This window comes from Rhodopila sp. (assembly GCF_965277825.1).
Taxonomy (GTDB): Bacteria; Pseudomonadota; Alphaproteobacteria; order Acetobacterales; family Acetobacteraceae; genus Rhodopila.
On record NZ_OZ255846.1, the window covers coordinates 864,953 to 879,834 of the forward strand.

Annotated in this window: 17 protein-coding genes and 1 tRNA gene; 10 read left to right on the plus strand and 8 right to left on the minus strand. The window is 64.1% G+C overall.

What is annotated here, in order from left to right; translation table 11 throughout:
• Nucleotides 1-86 precede the first annotated feature (86 nt).
• The 7 genes from ACQY4T_RS04575 (at nt 87) to ACQY4T_RS04605 (ending at nt 5,354) form a co-directional block, all read left to right on the plus strand.
• Nucleotides 87-1,010: a heme o synthase gene (locus ACQY4T_RS04575; RefSeq protein WP_428538289.1), complete on the plus strand. Its 924-nt coding sequence runs from the start codon at nt 87-89 to the stop codon at nt 1,008-1,010.
• A 3-nt stretch (nt 1,011-1,013) separates the two neighbouring features.
• Nucleotides 1,014-1,163, plus strand: coding sequence for a hypothetical protein (locus ACQY4T_RS04580; RefSeq protein WP_428538292.1), 150 nt, complete (start codon nt 1,014-1,016; stop codon nt 1,161-1,163).
• A complete protein-coding gene (locus ACQY4T_RS04585; RefSeq protein ID WP_428538295.1) occupies nt 1,164-1,814 on the plus strand; it encodes a cytochrome c oxidase assembly protein in 651 nt (216 codons plus the stop codon).
• A 107-nt stretch (nt 1,815-1,921) separates the two neighbouring features.
• Complete coding sequence (locus ACQY4T_RS04590) at nt 1,922-2,806, plus strand: cytochrome c oxidase subunit 3 (protein WP_428538298.1); 885 nt, start codon at nt 1,922-1,924, stop codon at nt 2,804-2,806.
• Nucleotides 2,807-2,812: 6 nt separating this feature from the next.
• Entirely contained in the window at nt 2,813-3,172 is a 360-nt protein-coding gene (locus tag ACQY4T_RS04595) for a DUF983 domain-containing protein (protein WP_428538301.1), read from the plus strand.
• Entirely contained in the window at nt 3,169-3,861 is a 693-nt protein-coding gene (locus ACQY4T_RS04600) for an SURF1 family protein (RefSeq protein ID WP_428538304.1), read from the plus strand. Before ACQY4T_RS04595 ends, ACQY4T_RS04600 begins: the two co-directional genes overlap by 4 nt.
• Entirely contained in the window at nt 3,858-5,354 is a 1,497-nt protein-coding gene (locus ACQY4T_RS04605; protein WP_428538307.1) for a carboxypeptidase M32, read from the plus strand. Before ACQY4T_RS04600 ends, ACQY4T_RS04605 begins: the two co-directional genes overlap by 4 nt.
• A 10-nt stretch (nt 5,355-5,364) precedes the next feature.
• Here ACQY4T_RS04605 and ACQY4T_RS04610 read toward each other — a convergent pair whose 3' ends face one another.
• The 7 genes from ACQY4T_RS04610 to ACQY4T_RS04640 all read right to left on the minus strand — a co-directional run bounded on the left by ACQY4T_RS04610 (nt 5,365) and on the right by ACQY4T_RS04640 (nt 12,481).
• Entirely contained in the window at nt 5,365-6,528 is a 1,164-nt protein-coding gene (locus ACQY4T_RS04610) for an ABC transporter substrate-binding protein (RefSeq protein ID WP_428538310.1), read from the minus strand.
• Between the two features lie 27 nt (nt 6,529-6,555).
• Nucleotides 6,556-7,695 carry an AMP-binding protein gene (locus ACQY4T_RS04615; RefSeq protein ID WP_428538313.1) on the minus strand — a complete coding sequence of 380 codons (1,140 nt, stop codon included), beginning with the start codon at nt 7,693-7,695 and terminating at the stop codon, nt 6,556-6,558.
• Between the two features lie 2 nt (nt 7,696-7,697).
• Nucleotides 7,698-8,471 carry an ABC transporter ATP-binding protein gene (locus tag ACQY4T_RS04620; protein ID WP_428538316.1) on the minus strand — a complete coding sequence of 258 codons (774 nt, stop codon included), beginning with the start codon at nt 8,469-8,471 and terminating at the stop codon, nt 7,698-7,700.
• Nucleotides 8,468-9,238 (minus strand): ABC transporter ATP-binding protein, encoded by a 771-nt coding sequence (locus ACQY4T_RS04625; protein ID WP_428538319.1) that lies wholly within the window; start codon nt 9,236-9,238, stop codon nt 8,468-8,470. The genes ACQY4T_RS04620 and ACQY4T_RS04625 overlap by 4 nt, the downstream gene beginning before the upstream one ends.
• Nucleotides 9,235-10,311 (minus strand): branched-chain amino acid ABC transporter permease, encoded by a 1,077-nt coding sequence (locus ACQY4T_RS04630; protein ID WP_428538322.1) that lies wholly within the window; start codon nt 10,309-10,311, stop codon nt 9,235-9,237. The genes ACQY4T_RS04625 and ACQY4T_RS04630 overlap by 4 nt, the downstream gene beginning before the upstream one ends.
• 3 nt (nt 10,312-10,314) lie before the next feature.
• Complete coding sequence (locus ACQY4T_RS04635; RefSeq protein ID WP_428538325.1) at nt 10,315-11,196, minus strand: branched-chain amino acid ABC transporter permease; 882 nt, start codon at nt 11,194-11,196, stop codon at nt 10,315-10,317.
• 118 nt (nt 11,197-11,314) lie between these two features.
• On the minus strand, nt 11,315-12,481 hold the full coding sequence (locus ACQY4T_RS04640) for a PA0069 family radical SAM protein (RefSeq protein ID WP_428538328.1): 1,167 nt from the start codon (nt 12,479-12,481) through the stop codon (nt 11,315-11,317).
• Nucleotides 12,482-12,804: 323 nt separating this feature from the next.
• Between ACQY4T_RS04640 and ACQY4T_RS04645 the strand changes: the two genes are divergently transcribed.
• The 3 genes from ACQY4T_RS04645 to nusG all read left to right on the plus strand — a co-directional run bounded on the left by ACQY4T_RS04645 (nt 12,805) and on the right by nusG (nt 13,692).
• A tRNA-Trp gene (locus ACQY4T_RS04645) sits at nt 12,805-12,881 on the plus strand.
• 70 nt (nt 12,882-12,951) lie between these two features.
• Nucleotides 12,952-13,146 (plus strand): preprotein translocase subunit SecE, encoded by a 195-nt coding sequence (gene secE, locus ACQY4T_RS04650; protein ID WP_428538331.1) that lies wholly within the window; start codon nt 12,952-12,954, stop codon nt 13,144-13,146.
• A 15-nt stretch (nt 13,147-13,161) separates the two neighbouring features.
• The gene (nusG, locus tag ACQY4T_RS04655) at nt 13,162-13,692 is read left to right on the plus strand and encodes a transcription termination/antitermination protein NusG (protein WP_428538334.1); all 531 of its coding nucleotides are present in this window, start codon (nt 13,162-13,164) and stop codon (nt 13,690-13,692) included.
• A gap of 147 nt (nt 13,693-13,839) precedes the next feature.
• Here the strand turns inward: nusG and ACQY4T_RS04660 are convergent, their stop codons facing one another.
• The gene (locus ACQY4T_RS04660) at nt 13,840-14,577 is read right to left on the minus strand and encodes a response regulator transcription factor (RefSeq protein ID WP_428538337.1); all 738 of its coding nucleotides are present in this window, start codon (nt 14,575-14,577) and stop codon (nt 13,840-13,842) included.
• Nucleotides 14,578-14,882: the final 305 nt, after the last annotated feature.

Below are 14,882 nucleotides of genomic sequence, written 5' to 3' on the forward strand. Positions count from 1 at the left end.
CATACCCGGACGTAACGCGGATCTCCTGAACAGTGGGCAATACGACATCTGCATTGATCACGGCTGAGCAGCGCGGGCGATCGGCGTTGTCCCCGCCGTTGATTCAAGCGGCCGATCTTGGGTTCGAAGCCGATTACCGTGATTGGATCGCGCTGCTGAAACCGCGCGTGCTGTCGCTTGTCGTGTTCTCCGGGGCGATCGGGTTGCTGGTGGCGCCGGGACACCTGAACCCGGTGCTGGCATTCACCGCGATCCTCTGCATTACCGTCGCTGCCGGCGCGTGCGGCGCAATCAACATGTGGTACGACCGCGATATCGATGCGATCATGCGGCGGACCCGCAATCGCCCGATCCCAGCGGGGCGCATCCAGCCCGGCCCGGCGCTGGGTTTCGGCGTCACCCTCGCCGTCGGCTCCGTCCTGGTGATGGGTCTCGCGCTGAACATCCCCGCCGCGCTGATCCTGGCGCTTTCGATCTGCTTCTACGTTTTCGTCTATACAATGTGGCTGAAACGGCGCACGCCGCAGAACATCGTCATCGGCGGGGCAGCCGGGGCCTTCCCCCCGGTGATCGGTTGGGCCGCGGTCACCGGATCGGTCGACCTGCTCCCGCTGGTTCTGTTCGGCATCGTGTTCATCTGGACGCCGCCGCATTTCTGGTCGCTCGCCCTCTGGGCCAACGAGGATTATCAGCGCGCCGGCGTGCCGATGCTGCCGGTGGTCGCCGGCGCTCGGGAAACCCGCCGGCAGATCCTGCTTTACACCATCATCCTGGTGCCGCTGACGCTGGTCCCGGTCGCCATGGGATTCAGTGGCCTGCCATATGGCGTGGCCGCTGCCCTGCTGGATCTGGTGTTTCTGCAACGCGTGTCGCGCGTGATGCTCGACCGGCAAGATGATCAGGGCAACAGCCTGACCGGTGATGCCCCGGCCAAGGCGGCATTCAAATATTCGGTGCTGTATCTTTTCGCGTTGTTCGGGGCGTTGGCCGTCGATCGGCTGGTCGGATAGCAGATGGACGCGGAAAGCCATCTCCCGGTCAGACCACTCAGCGCCGAGGCCAAACGCCGGCGTCGCGGACGCAGCTTGGCCATCATGTTCGTGCTGCTGGGTCTTTGCGGCCTGTTCTACGCGATCACCATCGTTAAGATGGCGCATTTCTGAATGACCGGAGGCCAGCGCAACGGCGTCCTGGGGTGGATTCTGGCCGCGACGGCGGTCGGCATGGTCGGCATGTCCTTCGCCGCGATCCCGCTCTACCGGCTGTTCTGTGCCGCCACCGGATATGGCGGCACGCCCAGCATCGGATTTGCGGCGGCTCCGGGTTCCAGCGGCCAGTCGATCCGGGTGCGCTTCAATGCCGATGTCAATCCAGGCCTGCCCTGGACCTTTGCGCCGGATCAGCCTGAGGTGTTGCTCAATCTCGGCGACCAGCAGGTCGCCTTCTATCACGCCGTCAATCAGTCCAGCCTGCCGATCACCGGCCGAGCCCTGTACAACGTCACGCCCGAGAAGGTCGGAAAATACTTCCACAAGACAGCGTGCTTCTGCTTCAATCAGCAAACCCTGTCGCCTGATCAGAAGATGGAATTTCCCGTCAGCTTCTGGGTCGACTCGGCGATCCGTAGCGATCCCAACACCGCCGACGTCAAGGTGATCACCCTGTCCTACACATTTTTCCACTCCCTGGAGGACGCGGCGAAATCCGGTGCCCTCGCCAAGGCGGGACCGCATGTCGGACCCATGTCGGCGGCGGAACTTTCGGCCGCTGAACACTCGACTGCTGAACATGGGGAAACTTCGCAGACCAATTGACGCCGCACGGACCCTGTCTCGTCCCTCTTGAACTGGGTGACGATTTGGCGATTATGCGGCGGCCGTGCCGGGGCGGTTTCCCCCGGAGGTGTTGTTGTGGGTATGGCATGAACAGCGAAGCGCAAGCAGCACCAGTCCTGGCTCAAACCGGTTCGGTGACGACGACACCCGGTTCGCTGACGACTGGTTTGAAGCAACCCTATCACCTGCCGGACCCCAGCCCGTGGCCGATCATCGGCGCCCTCGGCGGCTTCCTGACGGTGTTCGGTATCATCCTGGCGGCGCATTTCGGCAACTACGTGGTCCTCGTGTTGGGCGCGCTCACCGTGCTGACGACGATGTTCTTCTGGTGGCGCCAGGTGATCCTGGAGAGCCGCACCCCCGGCGCCCACAGCGCCATCGTGCGACTCAGCCTGCGCTACGGCATGACGATTTTCATCGGCAGCGAGGTGATGTTCTTCGTCGGCTTCTTTTGGTCGTATTTCAATTTCCTGCTGTTCCCCGATACCCAGGGCAACGGCCAAACGGTCTGGCCGCCGACGAATGTCCATACGTTCGACCCGTTCCATCTGCCGTTCCTGAACACCATGATCCTTCTGCTGTCGGGCACCACTGTGACCTGGGCCCACCACAGCCTGCTGGAGGGCAACCGCAAGGATCTGGTCCGCGGTCTCGGGCTGACCATTCTGCTGGGCCTCAGCTTCACCCTGTGTCAGGTGATCGAGTATTCGCACGCCCCGTTCGCGTTCAACGGCGGCGGTGTCTACTCATCGGTGTTCTTCCTGGCGACCGGCTTCCACGGTTTCCACGTCATCGTCGGCACCTGTTTTCTCATCGTCTGCTGGTTCAGAGCCAGGGCCGGACAGTTTACCCCAGACCGTCATTTCGGCTTCGAAGCCGCCGCGTGGTACTGGCACTTCGTTGACGTCGTGTGGCTGTTCCTGTTCGTCTGCATCTACTGGTATGGCGCGGGACAGATCGCGGTCGAGTAGCACCGATTGGCCGAACCGCGGATTTCGATCCTTCAGGCGGCTTTGCGCTGCCGCTGTCCACGGTGCGGGGAAGGCAAGCTGTTCGACGGCCTGCTGACCCTGCAGGACGCCTGTCCGGTCTGTGGGCTGGGCTTCGGCGGATCGGACACCGGCGATGCCGGGGCGGTCGGTGTCATCATGCTGTTGGGAGCGATCGTTGTTGCCCTCGCTTTCTGGGTCGAATTCCGCTTCAACCCGCCGCTGTGGGTGCACGTGATCCTGTGGCCGGCGGTGACCATCCCGCTTGCGATATTGATTACCCGCCCGGTCAAGGCCGCGCTCGTCGCCGCCCAGTTTCGCACCCGACCCGAAGAGATGGGATTGTGAGACCGGCCCGCAGCCGGTTTCTCGTTCCCACCCTGACCACCCTGATCATGCTGACCATCTTGGTGGGTCTCGGAACCTGGCAGATCTACCGGCTGCACTGGAAGCAGGGCATCCTGAAGCAGATCGCCGCGGCCGAGGCTGCCCCTCCGGTGCCGCTGACCCCGGACCCGGCGTCCTATACCAAGGTATCGGCGACCGGCCGCTTCCGCTTCGATCTCGCGGCGCAGTTCGGTGCCGAGGTGCGCGACACCAACACCGGCCCTACCATGGGCAGCTACCAGATCGTCCCGCTGCAGCGCGACGGCGCCCCAACCGTGCTGGTCGATCGCGGCTGGGTCCCGCAACAAAACGGAACCGCGCTCAATGATCCAAGCGGTGTGGTCAGCGCCACCGGATATGTCCGCCCAGGCGAAACCCAGCATTGGTTCAGCCCGACCGACGATACCGCGGCACGCCAATTCTACACGCTGGATCCGGCGGCCATCGGCGCGGCCGTCGGCATCCACAACGTGCTGCCGTTTGCCCTGGTGGCGCTGGGACCGGCAGACGGCGGGTTCTATCCGGCACCGGCGCAACACCTGCCTCAGCCGCCAAACAACCATCTGTCCTACGTGATCACCTGGTATGGCCTGGCGGTGGCACTGATGATCATATTCGGGGCCTGGCTACGAAAGGCGCAGCGGCGATGACCCCTCCTTCCGCCTACCAACGCCTGGCCACCCGGTTCAAGCTCATCGCCACGATCGGCGAATGCGCCTCCATGCTGGGGTGGGACGCTGCCGCGGTCATGCCCCAAGGAGGCGGCGCGGCACGCGGCGACCAGCTTGCCGCCCTGGCGGTGCTGCGCCACCAGCACCTGACCGCGCCCGAGATCGAGGCGGACCTCGCCGCCGCCGAAACCACCGACCCCTGGCAGGCCGCCGATCTCCGCCTGATGCGCCACGAATATGCCCGCGCTAGGGCGCTGCCCGAGGATCTGGTGGAGGCGCGGGCCAAGGCCGACTCGGACTGCGAAAAGGTCTGGCGGGTGGCCCGCAAGAACGCCGACTTCGCCCTCGTTCGACCGCATCTGGCAGAGGTGTTGCGGCTGACCCGTGAAACCGCCGCGGCGCTGTCCGACGCGCTGGGTCTGAGCCCGTACGACGCGTTGATGGACGGCTACCAGCAGGGTATCGGCGCCGATGACGTAGCCCCGGTGTTTGCCGCCTACGAGGACTTCCTAACCACGGCGTTGCCGGCCGTCGAACAACGCCAGGCCCGCTACAAGGCGCCGACGTCCCCGCCAGGGCCGTTCCCCATTGCAGCCCAGGCAGCTTTGTGCCGAGACCTTGTCCAGCGTCTCGGGCTCGACTTCGAGCATGCCCGGCTCGATCAGTCCGCGCATCCGTTTTCCGGCGGCACGCCATCGGACGTCCGCATCACCACCCGCTATCTCGAGGACGATTTCACCTCCGCCGTGCTGGCCGTCGTACACGAGACCGGCCACGCCTTATATGAGCGCGGTCTGCCCGCCGCCTACGCCCGCCTGCCGGTGGGCGAGGCAGCGGGAATGGCCATGCACGAAAGCCAGTCGCTGATCGTCGAGATGCAGGCCGTCCGCTCCGATGCCTTCCTCGGATGGCTCGGCCCCCGGCTGCACGATGCGTTCGGCGGCGCGCCGGACCCCTATCGCCTCGACAACCTGGGACGGCTCTGGCGCCACGTACAGCGCAGCACGATCCGCGTCGACGCGGACGAAATGACCTACCCGGCGCACGTCATCCTGCGCTTTCGCCTGGAGCGGGCGATGATCGCCGGTGATCTTGCCGTCGCCGACCTGCCCGAAGCATGGAACACCGGCCTGCACGCGCTGCTCGGGATTACCCCGCCGGACGACGCGCAGGGCTGCCTGCAGGACATCCACTGGTACGACGGCGCGTTCGGCTATTTCCCCAGCTACACCCTTGGCGCAATGGCTGCCGCGCAACTGATGCAGGCGGCACGCGATCAGGTTCCCGATCTCGATCAAGCATTCGGCCGCGGCGACCTGTCGCCGCTGCTCGGTTGGCTGCGGGTTCACGTCCATGCCGTCGGCAGCCGCTTCGGCTTCAACGAAATCCTGGCACACGCCACCGGCCGCAAACTGGATCCGCTGGCGTTCCAGGCGCACCTGCGCACCCGCTACCTGAATGGCGCGGGCTGACGCGACGCGATCAATACCCCAGCGGCTCCGCCTCCACGGGCTGCCAACGCCCGTGCTTGACGACGCACAGGAACGACTGGTTCGAGCCCTGGTGCTTCGTCGGACTGAACGAAATCGCCGGCGAGCCGAAAATGTCCTGATAGTCCTTGATCGCTTCCAGGCTGGAAATGAAACTCTCGGCGGTCAGGTTCTTGCCCGCCTTCTTCAGCGCCAGTGCGACCACCTCGGCCCCGGTGAAGCCGATCTGGGCGGCGAAATTCGGCTCCTTGCCGAATTCCTTGCGATACCCGGCGGAAAACGCCTTCACCTTCGGGTCCGTCGCGGTTTCGGCGACGAACAGCATCGGCGTCATGGCGTAGAACCCGTCGGTCACCTCCCCAGGCACGCCCGAAACCGCCTCGTCATAGGCCGCCGCCGCGCCCATCATGTCGACGTTCCAGCCGGTCTTGCGCACCGCCCCTATGATCTGCACCGAATCGCGCACGATCGTGCCCAGCACCAGCAGATCGCAGCCGGCGTCGTGCATGCGCGCGACCGAGGCGCTGAAGTCGGTGTCGGTCGGCCTGTGCAGCGTGGCCCCGGTCAGTGCCATGTCCTGGGCCTTGAGCTGATCCCTGACCCCGTCGGTGATGTCGCGCCCGAAGTCGGTGTCCTGCGCCATCGTGCAGATCCGCTTCTTGCCGCGCTGCCCGATGAAATACTTCAGGCCGGCACGCACCTGATCATAGTACGACGACCCAAGTCCGAATTTAAGGTGGTTCAGCGGCTCGTACATCGACCGGGCCGAGGTCAACGGGAAGATGTTGGCGATGCCCTTGGCGATCTGGTCGGGCATGACGGCGTTGTTCATCGGCGTGCCGGCATTGGCCACCATGATGAACACATGATCGCGGTTGATCAGCTTGTTCGCCGCCTGCACCGAGCGGGGAACCTGATACTGGTTGTCCTCGACGATGTATCTGATCTTGCGGCCGTTGATGCCGCCATCGGCATTGACCTGATCGAACACCATCCGCCAGGAATTGGAGTTGTTGACACCCCACATAGCCGATACGCCGGACAGATCGGTATAGGTTCCAATCGCGATCTCGGACCCGCTCACCCCCTGTGTCGGTTCCGCCGCCGCCGCGGGTACCGCGAGTGCCAGCGCCATGGCCAGGATTGATTTGATCATTTTCCCCCCGTTCGCCGCGTCGCGGCGTTATGCGTAAGCGTTCTGCATCAAGGCTTGATAGCGCTCGTCCACCGCGCCCGATCCCGCCGCCGGGTCATCCACCCGTTGGATCGAAATGCCGAGACTGCGCGCCCAGTCCAGTGCCGCCGTATCGACCGATGTTCCGCCGACGTAAGCGAGCCGCAGCCTCTTCAAGCCAAACTCCCGCCGCACCGCGCGCAGGATCAACAGGTCGGCCAAGCGCGCCATCGGACCGCCGGCTCGGCCGGCGCGCAACGCCCAGCCATACAAGACACGCTGGGCGTGGGTGGCCACCTTGGCGCGCGCGGTCGCCAACCGGTACAGAGAGTCCCACACCGTTGCATCGGCGCCGAGCACGGTGGGTTGCGACTCTTGCAGGTTTTCCAGAACGGTGTCGGGGCCCTCTGGATAGTTGCTTATGCAACCAGTCTCCAGCGCAAGATAAAGGCCCCACACCCGTTCGGTGATGTCGGCCAGCCGCAGCACCGCCAGCCGTTCGTCTTGCGTTTGTAGTGGCACTCGAGCGCGGGCGGTGCCGATCATGTGCATGAGGTCGCCGTGGGTGAGGGTGCGTCCCATGGCCAGGCCGCCACGGGGAAACTGAATGACCGCCGGCTGATCCGCCTCGATCGTCCGGATCGCCGCGCCCCAGTCGTGCCCGCCGCCGGTGGCCATGAAGTCCGCTAGACCGACGCACGTCTCATCGGAGAAATCGCGCAGGCCCTTCATGTCGAATACCACGATCCGCGACAGCGCCGGACAGCGGTTGCGGATCGACAGCAGCTTGTCGAGTTGTTCCTCGTTCTCGACGAAGGCCAGACGGCTGCCGCTGGAGGACAGCAGATGACAAACCCGCTCGGGATCGTCGTCGGGATCGATGGCGACGCTGGCGGCGCCGCAGCCCAGGATCGCCAAGTCGGCATAGACTGCCTCGGGACGAGTTTCCGACACCATCGCCACCACGTCGCCGCGGGCAAAATCCGCCGCCAGCAGCGCGCTGCCGATCTCTCGCACCTTGCCGTCGAGTTGCGCCCAGGACACCATTTTCCAGATCCCGCGATCCTTGATCCGCAAAATTGTTGCACCGGGATGCGACTCCGCCCGTTGCGAAATCAGCGTTGGAACGGAACTCAGCGGCTGTTGCATCGTCAGTTCCACAACCGTTTCTTTCTCCACCGGCGCGTGCCCCGGGCGCCGACCTCTTTCTGGCCCAGGTAAAATTCCTGGATATCGGAACGCTGCATCAGGTTTCTGCATTCATCCGCCGCGACGATGCGTCCGACCTCCAGCACGTAGCCGAAATCGGCCGTCTGCAAGGCGATATGGGCGTTCTGCTCGACCAGCAGGATGGCCACGTTCTGCTCGCGGTTGATGCGGCGGATGATGCCGAAAATCTGCTGCACCAGCAGCGGCGAAAGCCCCAGCGACGGCTCGTCCAGCAACAGCAGTTTCGGGCTGCCCATCAGCGCTCGGCTGATCGCCAGCATCTGCTGTTCGCCACCCGACAGCAGCCCGGCGCGCTGGCTCTCGCGCTCCTTCAGGCGCGGGAAATACTCGAAGCAAAGCGCGATGTCGCGCGCCACCCCGGCCGAGTCGTGGCGCGTATAGGCACCCATGTCGAGGTTCTCGCGCACCGTCAGGAACGGGAAGATTTCGCGCCCCTCCGGCACGTGACAAATGCCTAGACGCATCACCTGATCGGGCGGCATGCGGGCGATATCGCGGCCTTCGAACATCACGCGACCTCGTTCCGGGTCCAGAACACCGCAAACTGTCCGCAGCACGCTGGTCTTTCCCGCCCCGTTGGCGCCCAGCACTGTAACGATCTGACCCTGGTCCACATCCAGCGAGACACCGCGGATCGCCTGGATCGGGCCATAGAACGTCTCGATGGAATCGACCCGCAGCAAGGCTCCGGTCATGCCGCCACCTCTGCACCCAGGTAAGCCTTCACCACCTCCGGATGGGTCTGCACCTCGTGCGGCGTGCCCATCGCAATAACCTTTCCGTAGTTCAGCGCCATCACCCGGTCCGACACCTGGTTCACCAGCGCCATGTCGTGCTCGACCATGATGACGGTGATGCCAAGGTCCTTCTTGATGTCCTCGACCCAGAACCCCATGCCCTCGGTCTCTTCCACATTCAGCCCCGAGGACGGCTCGTCCAGCAGCAGCAGCTTCGGCTCGATGCACAGCGCGCGACCCAGTTCCACCACCTTGCGGACCCCGTATGGCAGGTTGGCGATCAGCGTATTGCGGTAGCGCTGCAGGCCGAGGAAGGCGATGACGTCCTCCACCTTCTCGCGATGCGCCAGTTCGGCGCGCCGAACCGACGGCAGGAACGCCATCTGCGGAACGAAGCCGACCCGCGAGTGACAATGCCGCCCGATCAGCAGGTTCTGCAGCAGCGTCGCGTTGGGGAACAACTCGATGTTCTGGAAGGTCCGCGCGATCCCCAGGCCGGCGATCTGCCAGGATGGCGTGCGGGTGATGTCCTTGTCCTCGAAGACCAGCTTGCCCGACGTCGGGTTGTATATACGGCTGATCAGGTTGAAGATCGTCGTCTTGCCGGCACCGTTCGGCCCGATGATCGAAAACACCTCGCCCTTGCGCACATCGAAGCTGACGGCATCGACCGCTCGGATTCCGCCGAACCGCACCGAGATGTCCTCGGCCTGGAACAGGATCATCTCAGTCGCTCCGACTTGGCATAGGATTTTTGCCGCCGGAAACTGGCCTGTCGCTTGAACGGAAACGCCTGGAACCAGGTCTTCATCTTCAGCCACATGCCGTTCAGCCCGCCCGGCTGGAACAGGATCACCAGCACCAGCACCAAGCCGAACAACGACGGCTCCAGGCCCGGCAGCCGGCCGATGCCGAACGGCAGGTCGTCGCGCACGATGGCGATCAACTGCGGCAGCAGCCGCACGAACATCGCACCCAGAATAGCCCCGCGCAGCGACCCCAGGCCGCCGACGAAACAGATGGTCACGAACTGCACCGACAGGAGCACGTCGAACGAGTCGGGTGCCAAATAGCGGACGTAGTGCGCGAACAACGCCCCCGCCAGGCCCGTCATCCCCGCGCTGATCGCGAACACCAGCGTCTTGTACCGCGCCAGGTGGATGCCCATGCTCTGCGCCGATACCTCGCTGTCGCGGATCGCGACCATGGCGCGCCCGGCGGGCGATCGCAGCAGGTTGGCCGACACCCATAACACGAACACCAGCACCGCCAGCGCTACGTAGTAGATGCCCGTCGCGCCCTCGATGGCGACGCCGAATATGGTTGGTGTCGGCACCGCGAAACCGTCGAAGCCGCCGGTCACCGCGGTCCATTTCTGCAGCACCGTGCCGACGATGCTGCCGAACGCCAAGGTCGCGATCGCCAGGTAAAGCCCGCTCATGCGCAACGTCGGCCGACCGATCGCGGCGCCGCACAGCGCGGCAAACAACCCGGCGGCCGGCAGGGTCACCAGGAACGGCACGCCCCTCGCCAGCAGCACCGCGTTGACGTAGGCGCCGATCCCCAGGAACGCGGCATGACCCAGGCTGATCAGCCCGGTGTAGCCCACCAGCAGCATCAATCCGACGCCGGCAATGGCGAAGATGAACACCGCACCCAATTCGCCGATATAGAACTCACCCAACAAGGCCGGACCAGCCAGCACCAGCAGCAGCAGCAGGCCATACCAGAACCGGTCACCGTTATGGCGGAATAATCCGACATCCTGCTTGTACTGAGTACGGAACAGATACCGCATCGCTCAGACCCGCTTGCCCATGCGTTCCGCGAACAAACCTTGCGGCCGGATGAACAACATCAGCAGCAGCACGACGTTGGAGGTCACCTCCTGGAACCCGGCCGGCAGCTTGTAGCCGGCGAATTGTTCGGTGATGCCGACGATGACGCCGCCGACCAACGACCCCGGAATGCTGCCGAAGCCGCCGATCACCGCCGCGGCGAAGGCCTTGATGCCGAGGAAGCCCATGTTCACGTCGATCATCGAAACCGGCGACAATAGAATACCCGCCAGGCACGCGACGCCCGCGCTGATTGCCCAGATCAACGAAAAGATCGTCCGCACCGGGATGCCCATATAATACGCGGCAAGCTGGTTCTGCGACGCCGCCTGCATCGCCACGCCGATGCGTGTCTTGCTGAAAAACAGATACAACACGCCACACAACAGCACCGTGCCGACGATGATCGACAGATTGTCCTGGCCCAGGATCAGGCCGCCGACATTCACGGTCTTGTTGGTAAACGGCGTGTCGAACCCGACCGAATCGTAGCCCCAGGTAATGCCGGCGGCGGCGCGAAAAATGAAGCCGAGGCCGAGGGTCAGCATCACCACGGCAAACTGCGGCTGACCGATGACTCGTCGGATGATCAGCGCATCCAGCGCGTAGCCAAAGGCCGCGGTGATCAGGATGGCGAGCAGGCCGCCGACCCAGTATGGCAGATGATAGTTGGCGATCAGGCTGAACGCGACGAAGCCACCCAGCATCATGACGTCGCCCTGGGCGAAGTTCACCATCTCGGTCGCTTTGTAGATCAGCACGAAGCCGAGGGCGATCAACCCATAGATGCATCCGGACGCCGCACCATTGACGATCAGTTGCAAAATGCGTGCAGCGTCGTGCACTAACTCAGCCCTCCCTGCCCGTGGGCCAGCGGGGCCCTCTTTCTTGAATTGGCTTTAAGGATAGGGTGGGGTTTCGTGCGGCGTCAATCGCCGCCTTCGCCTGCCGTTGAGCCGGCGATCAGAAAAGCGACATCTGGCTGGGTGCGCCATCGGCGGACCCGGCCGGGACGGTGAACCGGCCGCAGTCCAATTGCGCCCGAGCCTCGCCGAACCCGAACTGCCGAGCGGCGCGGGTGAACCGGCTCATCAGCAGATCGGCATACACCCCCTGGCCGGTGAACCGATGATGGAACCGGGGATCGTTCAGCTCACCGGACCGGGTCTGCCGGATCAGACTGAGCACGTGGCGCGCGCGGTCGGGGAAATGCGCGTGCAGCCAGTCCTCGAACATTTGCCGCAGCTCCAGCGGCAGGCGCAGCAACACGAAGCCGGCATGGCGGGCGCCGGCGCGGGCGGCGGCCTGCAGGATCTTCTCCATCTCGGCATCGTTCAGCGCCGGGATCATCGGCGCGGCCAGCACCCCCGCGGGCACGCCGGCCCGGGTCAGTTCGGCAATGGCCTGCAGCCGGCGCGCCGGCGTCGCGGCACGCGGCTCCATCACCCGCGCCAGCCGCGCATCCAGCGTGGTGACCGAGATATGCACGCGCGCCAGGTTTCGCTTCGCCATCGACGACAGGATATCGAGGTCGCGCAGCACGCCCGCGGACTTGGTGACGATCCCGACCGGGTGGTTGAACCGATCCAGCACCTGCAGCACCGACCGGGTCAGTTTCAGCGTGCGCTCGACCGGCTGGTACGGGTCGGTGTTGGACCCGAGCGCCAGGGTGCGCGGAACGTATCCCGGCTTGCGCAGCTCCTTCTCCAGAAGTTCGGCAATTTCGGGCTTGAAGACCAGCTTGGTTTCGAAATCGAGGCCAGGCGAATAGCCCAGATACGCATGCGTCGGACGCGCATAGCAGTAGATGCAGCCGTGTTCGCAGCCGCGGTACGGATTGACCGCTCGGTCGAAGCCGATATCGGGCGACGAATTCCAACTGATCGCCGAACGGGTCGAATCGCGCGTCAGCGTGGTGTCGAGCCGCGGCAGCTCGCCGACGTCCTGCGACAACGTTTCCCATCCGTCGTCGAACGGCAAGGCGGTATGGCGGTCGAACCGTACGCCCGGATTGCTGACCGCGCCGCGTCCAGCCGCCTGGCGTGACGGGAACCGCTCCGCCGGCTGGGTTTCCGGCAGCGTCGCGTTCTCCATCGCGATGATGGCATCGCGGTCGATCTGGCCGTCCATCCGCAGTCTCCTCGGGGCCCGACTCTCTTCGGCCCAACGCTCTATCGGGCCCAACTCTCTATCGGGCCCAGCCCCAAATCAGCGGGGCATGTTCATACTATGTTCGGATCTGTGATCTCATAACCCTAAGCGGTTGTCAAGAACAAGATAAGAACAGAAAGCGCGTCGGCCGACTCTTTAGGCCACCCGCCGTCGATGCCCATCCGCCGCGCATCGGCCGTCCGCTCGGTCCGGCGGCCATAACGCTTGACAACGCCGCGTGTGCATCCTTTCTACGGCGCTCCGCCGCGTCCGATCCCATGCAGCGCGCGCCGGTCCACTGTAGGGGTGTAGCTCAATTGGCTAGAGCGCCGGTCTCCAAAACCGGAGGCTGGGGGTTCGAGACCCTCCACCCCTGCCAGTTGACGGGCCGAGGCCTGGACATCCGGGTATCGGGGTCGGTTCGGCGGTCATCGAGGGATTAGACGAACGTGGCATTCCAACCGGCAAAATTCGTGCGTGAGGTCAGAGCGGAAGTGGCAAGGGTAACCTGGCCCACCCGCAAGGAGACTCTGGTAACCACCGGCCTGGTCTTTGCCATGGCCGCGGTCGCCGCCATCTTCTTCTTCGTCGTCGATCAGGTGATCGGCCTCGGGGTGCGCGCTTTGTTCAACGTGGGCATCTGAGAGGTTCCGGGAAAAATGGCCAAGAACTGGTACGTCGTCCACGTTTATTCAGGCTTCGAGAAGAAGATCGCCCAGCAGATCACCGAGCAGGCCGCGCAGAAGGGTCTGGCCGACCAGTTCGAGGCTGTGCTGGTGCCGTCCGAGAATGTCGTCGAGGTCAAGCGCGGCCGGAAAATCAACAGCGAGCACAAGTTCTTCCCCGGCTACGTCCTGGTGAAGATGGACCTGACCGATGACGCCTGGCACCTGGTGAAGAACACACCGAAGGTGACCGGATTCCTCGGCAGCCGCACCAGGCCGAGTCCGATCAGCGAGGCCGAGGCGGAGCGCATCCTGAAGCAGAGCCAGGAAGGCGTCGACCGCCCGCGCCCCGCCGTGCTCTACGAAATCGGCGAGCAGGTGCGCGTCGCCGACGGTCCGTTCACCAGCTTCAACGGCACGGTTGAGGACGTCGACGAGGAAAAGGGCCGCGTCAAGGTCAGCGTGTCGATCTTCGGCCGCTCCACGCCGGTCGAACTGGAGTATTCCCAGGTCGAGAAGATCTGATCCCCGCACCCTCATGCAAAAAAAGCCCTCGCGAGAGGGCTTTTTCCATATCCGATCGCACAGCACTGTCAGACCCTCGGCGTCCACCCTTGGGCGCCCAGTATCGCGCGTCCTGATGCGCGATACTGACCGATCTGCGGTCGCCGTTCAAACCTGCATCGTGGCCGGGACGCGGCCGGCGGGAATGCCCTCCGGATCCAGCCGGTAGCCACCGCCCTCGGTCACCAGAAGCCGCGCATTGGCCGGATCAGGCTCGATCTTCTGGCGCAGCCGGTAGATGTGGGTCTCCAGCGTGTGCGTCGTCACCGCGGCGTTGTAGCCCCAGACCTCGTTCAGCAGCACTTGGCGGGCCACCGAACGGGTGCCGGCGCGATACAGGAACTTCAGGATTGCCGCTTCCTTCTCGGTCAGCCGGATGCGCCGGTTCTTGGCCGGCTCTTGCAGCAGCTTGGCCGCCGGACGGAAAGTGTACGGCCCGATGGTAAACACCGCATCCTCGCTGTTTTCGAAGATCCGCAACTGCGCGCGCAACCGGGCCAGCAGCACGGCAAGCTTGAACGGCTTGGCGATATAGTCGTTGGCCCCGCAATCCAGCCCCTTGACTACGTCGGTCTCGCTGTCGAACCCGGTCAGCATGATGATCGGCATACGATGGCCCTGCTTGCGCAGCTTGGCGCACAGGTCGCGGCCATCACCGTCGGGCAGACCGACGTCGAGAATCACTGCGTCGAAACGGGCATCCTTCCCGGTCAGGCATTCCTCGGCCGCCTTGACCGAACCCGCCTCCGTCGCAACAAATTCGCCGTCCACGGCGAGCTGGTCAACCAAGGTTTCACGCAGAGCGTCGTCGTCATCGACGATCAGGACCGGGCGTTCCGCAGACATCAGCGAGTTCCTCTTACCTTAAGTGTTGGACGTGGCTTTTTGACCGGCGCCACAGCTCGATTCCTTTTAGGACGACACCACTATCATATATATTCTCCAATTGCGACAAAATCGGTTCCGTAGGCTTTATGAACTTCGGCGATTCATACGATTGCGTGGTCCCAACGGCGTCCGGTAGGTTCCCCGTGACGTTTAACGCCAACCAAGCGGCCTAATCGCTTGATAGACGCTCTGGTTGCAGCCATCTCCTCGTCACCTCTCGCTACTGCGAAATGCCGCGCTTAGATCACATTGAAGGTCAATAG

What these genes read in the sequence shown, in the direction of transcription:
- ACQY4T_RS04580 (WP_428538292.1), top strand. Translation starts at nt 1,014, where the DNA reads ATGGACGCGGAAAGCCATCTCCCGGTCAGACCACTCAGCGCCGAGGCC.
- ACQY4T_RS04585 (WP_428538295.1), top strand. Translation starts at nt 1,164, where the DNA reads ATGACCGGAGGCCAGCGCAACGGCGTCCTGGGGTGGATTCTGGCCGCG.
- ACQY4T_RS04590 (WP_428538298.1), top strand. Translation starts at nt 1,922, where the DNA reads ATGAACAGCGAAGCGCAAGCAGCACCAGTCCTGGCTCAAACCGGTTCG.
- ACQY4T_RS04605 (WP_428538307.1), top strand. Translation starts at nt 3,858, where the DNA reads ATGACCCCTCCTTCCGCCTACCAACGCCTGGCCACCCGGTTCAAGCTC.
- ACQY4T_RS04610 (WP_428538310.1), bottom strand. Translation starts at nt 6,528, where the DNA reads ATGATCAAATCAATCCTGGCCATGGCGCTGGCACTCGCGGTACCCGCG.
- ACQY4T_RS04615 (WP_428538313.1), bottom strand. Translation starts at nt 7,695, where the DNA reads ATGCAACAGCCGCTGAGTTCCGTTCCAACGCTGATTTCGCAACGGGCG.
- ACQY4T_RS04620 (WP_428538316.1), bottom strand. Translation starts at nt 8,471, where the DNA reads ATGACCGGAGCCTTGCTGCGGGTCGATTCCATCGAGACGTTCTATGGC.
- ACQY4T_RS04625 (WP_428538319.1), bottom strand. Translation starts at nt 9,238, where the DNA reads ATGATCCTGTTCCAGGCCGAGGACATCTCGGTGCGGTTCGGCGGAATC.
- ACQY4T_RS04630 (WP_428538322.1), bottom strand. Translation starts at nt 10,311, where the DNA reads ATGCGGTATCTGTTCCGTACTCAGTACAAGCAGGATGTCGGATTATTC.
- ACQY4T_RS04640 (WP_428538328.1), bottom strand. Translation starts at nt 12,481, where the DNA reads ATGGACGGCCAGATCGACCGCGATGCCATCATCGCGATGGAGAACGCG.
- nusG (WP_428538334.1), top strand. Translation starts at nt 13,162, where the DNA reads ATGGCCAAGAACTGGTACGTCGTCCACGTTTATTCAGGCTTCGAGAAG.
- ACQY4T_RS04660 (WP_428538337.1), bottom strand. Translation starts at nt 14,577, where the DNA reads ATGTCTGCGGAACGCCCGGTCCTGATCGTCGATGACGACGACGCTCTG.